Genomic DNA, 4,287 nt, shown 5'->3' with positions numbered 1-4,287 from the left:
CTTACGCGTCAGATTACGAGTAATTTCTTGAAAACAGAGAATTGATGAAGAAGGACTGGCCACTAGCCTAATGCTTGTAAGTTAAGCATTAGTTAGCGTCTTTTTGGAGGTGCATATTTCGGAGCATTCCGATCAGTCATTTCGGGATTATCCGATCACCCATTTCGGTTTAAACCGATCACTGATTCCGCGATTATCCGATCACTTTTAGCCTAACTCCGAAATCGGTGATCGGAGTTGCGAAAACCGCGATCGTAATGGCAGGGGTAACAGTTTCGACAGGAGCGCTCGCTGGAGAGCTTATGATGCTGACAGGCTTAGAGAGTAATGAATAAAATAGCGCTCAGCCGCTGTAGTTAAAACCAGATAAATTTGAGCAACTGTTACCGTTTATTTAACCCTTTTTTCATTCTATTTTGAACGGACTGCTCTTCACCTCAACGCCTTGACGGCGTTACGTAAAAATACAACACCCTATATAGTCAAAAAGCGCAGCCGATACGGATGCGCTTTTCCTATTTACTAAGCAAAAAGCATATTTCTAACAAGGCTAGATATGTCTCAAGTGCGTAGGCTACTGTCCATTGTCTATTTTCACGAACAGCACGATAGCTTTCGAACAATGAGCCTAAAAAGTCACAAGAAAATGATTACACCTATCACAGTAAGTCAGCGTTCAGAAATAGCGTAGAAAAAACGCTGGATAACAAGGCAGATTTTTTCGATAAGTCGTTATTCCACAATCAAAATGTCTAACGCGGTTATCGAGTGTTTTAACCAGCTAAGCTGACCCGTTACTTACTACGATTGGTATTACATCATCTCTATACTTAAGGCGTATGGTTGACCTTCTTCGTCCATTAGGCGCTTCTCATCTTGATCCACCAAGAACAGCTGATTCTCAGCCACAAAGAAACGGTACTCACCTACCTGCACAGTATTACCCGCTTCGTTCCAAATGACTTCGCCTTCTTCCATCACCGTCGCACTCATTTTATCAACGTAGCTACGGCCCAAAGAGTATTGACCGTCCATTTTCAATTCAAGCAACAAGTCAGTTGCAGCACAATCGTCACAAGGGACACTACCTTTATAGATACCGTTCCAATCAAGAGCAGTGTGTGCACTGTCAGCGACGGCCTCCATTACTGTGGGCTCAACAGCCGCGGCTTCATTTTCTGCGTTTTGATCTTGGCAACCCGCCAATGCAACAACAGCCATCAAAGCAACAAGTGAATTCTTTTTCATTATTATCTCCTAAGTATTGATATACCACCGTTAGAGCTTAGGACAAGGCACTATTGCAGACTAGTCTTTGTGATAGAAATCACACAAAAATAACACTCGCTTGGATGAAAGGGGCTACGCCATGAATCGGCTTAAAGTCGATAACAAGTACCGGTTGTTACCCCAGGGCAAGATCATGAACGTTTTATAACCACTTAAAACGATCGATTTGACGATCACTTTGAGCTGTGATCTTATACTCTCTTTTCCGGAGAGTATTATTCACATTGAGCACTTCAAAGAACCGTGTGTTTAATTTAGAACTCGAACTTTGCTTTTAGGGCAAATACCACATCGGTTTTATTCTGGATTAAATTGATGTTGTCGAAGCCATTGGTCAGATCAACCGCGGTGTGATTCAGAACTTGCACACTTGGAGAAATTTGCAGCCATGGTGTGATTTGAGCTCGGTAATACGCTTCAGTTGTATATTGGTCGTCTAAGTCCAACCCTTGCGTTGTGCTCTCCATTGGGCTTGCCCAGTTAACTGCCAGTCCAAACATGTCTTGGTTTCTCTGTGCAGGAATGTAACCAAAGCCGGCGCTTACTGAGGCGTCATACATGGCTCCGCCATCTTGAGCCCATCCAGCCCTAATGAAAGGCAACCAACGTTCAGCCACTAAACCTGATAGAGACAGGTTGATACCGTAACCTTCATCATCGTTTCCAACTGCGTCACGCTGCCATAGGCTGATATGAGCATTGCTGATGAACAGCATATCTTTACTTGGTGTCCAACCGAGTTCTAAGCTTTTCCAAGTGGCCCCTGTGTCAAAGAGCTCTTTGGCTCCTTCAACTAAGTCAGAAGCGTTGCCTTTAGCATCAAGAATACTGGCCGAGCCATAAATGCTATCTGAGAAAAAACCGCCGGCCATAACACCCAGTGCACCATCAGGCAATCCACCAATCGTTCCACTTCCGGAAGTAAACACACCACTGTTGAAGTCATTCCATGGGCTAGCTAACGCATAAAAATCGGTGTAATCCGTCATGTCTAAGAAACCGGCGTAAACCACCATCTGTTCTTGCAGTAGAGATTGACGCCAAAATAAATGAGTGGTTCTAAAGCCTTGATCACCATATAAGGAGTGAGCAAAACCTAAGTAACCGAGATCGGCCAAACCGTATTCTTTCGGGGAGTTTTCTGTGTATTTATGTCGATGTTCAAACTTGAATACAATTCCGCCTTTGTCTCCATCTTCTGTCTCTATAAGATCCCATTGACCAAAGACTCTTAATGCTCCTGCCGCAGCAGATGCATCCCCAAGAGGATCAATCGCTCCCATACTCAGCATGTTGTAATCCATGCCCAACTGTAAGCCATGCTCTTTTTGAAGGTTTTGCTTGGTTTCATTCCATGAATCGTAATGTGAACGCGAAGTCGAGGACTCTACTGACATTACTTCAGCGGTTGTTGCCCCTGATGCCAATATCAGAGCAATCGTTGACATATTCAAAAGATGTTTCATTTTAACCTCTTAGTAATTACGACTCAGCTTGGTTAATCAAATACGCTGAGTGCAAAAATAATGATGTATCTACTTTAGGATTGGATGACTGAACTTGATTGTTACTTCGCCATAAGTGTTCTCAACTCTAAGCTCTCCCCAGCGAGATTTATCTTGTGATAAAGGTGTTGCTAGACGGAGTGTTGTTTTCAAGGTGCTGCTTTCAAGATCGCCGTCGATATATGTGTATTCCGGATTGAAGGTGAAAAAAGTGCCATCGTCGCCAGTTTTTAACGTTCAGGAATGCCGCAGCAGTACCACCAATCGCGGTTTGGTTGTTGATGCCAAATCCACCGCTTTGGATAAAGTCTTCTTTGTATTCGTATCGGTATTTCACATAGGTTGTTTAGATAAGCCGGAATGATATAAACGTTTAATGGAAACTCAGAATTGCTATTGTCTGACGTGATCAGACAAACTATTTGAACCTTGTTGGTTTTTTTTGAGGTGGAAGTCGTAACCTATGCATGTTCTGTCTATACTCATCACGTCAAAGTGATTGATTTGAAAGTAATAAAGCATTATTTGAATATTGGAGTCATCTATGAATTTCAGCCTCGAGCAACTCTCCACCTTTGTGACGGTTTACGAGCAAAAATCTTTTAGCAAGGCTGCCGCTAAGCTAGATAAACACCGTAGTACCATCGGGCAAGTTGTTGTCAATTTAGAGGATATTCTTGATGTCGCACTCTTTGAGCGCAAAGGTCGCAGTGTTGAAGCAACACAAGAAGGTAAATTACTTTACCGCTATGCCAAGCAAGCCGTTGAGCAGCTAAAAGCCTTTGATAAAATAGCGCTCAACATCTCCCAAGGCGAACCAGAAACCATCAATATCGGTTATCTAAGCTTTATGCCACAGCTCATTTTGGCTGATATCAGAATGCAATTACAAAAAGACTTTCCAGGTTGTCGAGTCAATATGCTGGTCATGAATAAAAAGGAGATTGAGCAGGGGATTGAAGATGGGACACTGCACTTCGGTTTTTTGAATACTCATGAGAGTAGGGCGATGAATAGCTTTCACGCGGTTTACCTAGAAACCCTTACGCTGCTCCCATTCGCAAGTAAAGGCAGTGAACTGAGTAAAACGCCACCAAACGAACTGTTCTCTAAGTTAAAAATATCTAAGCAGTTAATCTTGAAATCATTAATCGATGAAGGGATGGCAGATAAAGTCACCCTTTCTGCTAACTATGAGCTTGTTGACCAACTTGCGCTTGTGATCCAATTGGTTCGGCTAGACTTGGGTTGGGCGTTACTTCCTCGCTCTGTTATTTACTCTGAATTTGTGCAGCAGAATTTAGTTGAGCTCAAGCCTACTGAGATTAAAAAAGGTTTAGAGGTTCCCATTTCTTTATGGAGCCCACATTCTTTACATATTGAAGGGATAAGGGAATCTATCGTTACTGCTGCTAATGAATACATCCAACACGTTTATGATGAATACTTCTAACTTGGGTTTATTAGATGAAAAAACAGCCAGTAAAAATCA

4 protein-coding genes are annotated in these 4,287 nt (G+C 42.6%); 2 read left to right on the top strand and 2 right to left on the bottom strand.

The window, feature by feature from the left end:
* Positions 1 to 813 precede the first annotated feature (813 nt).
* Complete coding sequence (locus ACP45E_RS08390; RefSeq protein WP_017039123.1) at positions 814 to 1,248, bottom strand: copper resistance protein NlpE; 435 nt, start codon at positions 1,246 to 1,248, stop codon at positions 814 to 816.
* A 296-nt stretch (positions 1,249 to 1,544) separates the two neighbouring features.
* The gene (locus ACP45E_RS08385) at positions 1,545 to 2,756 is read right to left on the bottom strand and encodes a carbohydrate porin (protein ID WP_017039122.1); all 1,212 of its coding nucleotides are present in this window, start codon (positions 2,754 to 2,756) and stop codon (positions 1,545 to 1,547) included.
* A 250-nt stretch (positions 2,757 to 3,006) separates the two neighbouring features.
* Between ACP45E_RS08385 and ACP45E_RS08380 the strand changes: the two genes are divergently transcribed.
* The gene (locus ACP45E_RS08380) at positions 3,007 to 3,159 is read left to right on the top strand and encodes a hypothetical protein (protein ID WP_158008372.1); all 153 of its coding nucleotides are present in this window, start codon (positions 3,007 to 3,009) and stop codon (positions 3,157 to 3,159) included.
* Positions 3,160 to 3,339: 180 nt separating this feature from the next.
* Positions 3,340 to 4,248, top strand: a complete 909-nt coding sequence (locus ACP45E_RS08375) for a LysR family transcriptional regulator (protein WP_017039121.1) — start codon at positions 3,340 to 3,342, stop codon at positions 4,246 to 4,248.
* Positions 4,249 to 4,287 lie beyond the last annotated feature (39 nt).

Source organism: Vibrio genomosp. F10 str. 9ZD137, from assembly GCF_049974785.1.
Lineage (GTDB): Bacteria > Pseudomonadota > Gammaproteobacteria > Enterobacterales > Vibrionaceae > Vibrio.
The sequence above is the reverse complement of the archived record's forward strand: the minus strand, read 5'-3'. Positions and strand labels throughout refer to the sequence as shown.

Coding starts and splice junctions, on each gene's coding strand:
- ACP45E_RS08390 (WP_017039123.1), bottom strand. CDS start 1,248: ATGAAAAAGAATTCACTTGTTGCTTTGATGGCTGTTGTTGCATTGGCG.
- ACP45E_RS08385 (WP_017039122.1), bottom strand. CDS start 2,756: ATGAAACATCTTTTGAATATGTCAACGATTGCTCTGATATTGGCATCA.
- ACP45E_RS08375 (WP_017039121.1), top strand. CDS start 3,340: ATGAATTTCAGCCTCGAGCAACTCTCCACCTTTGTGACGGTTTACGAG.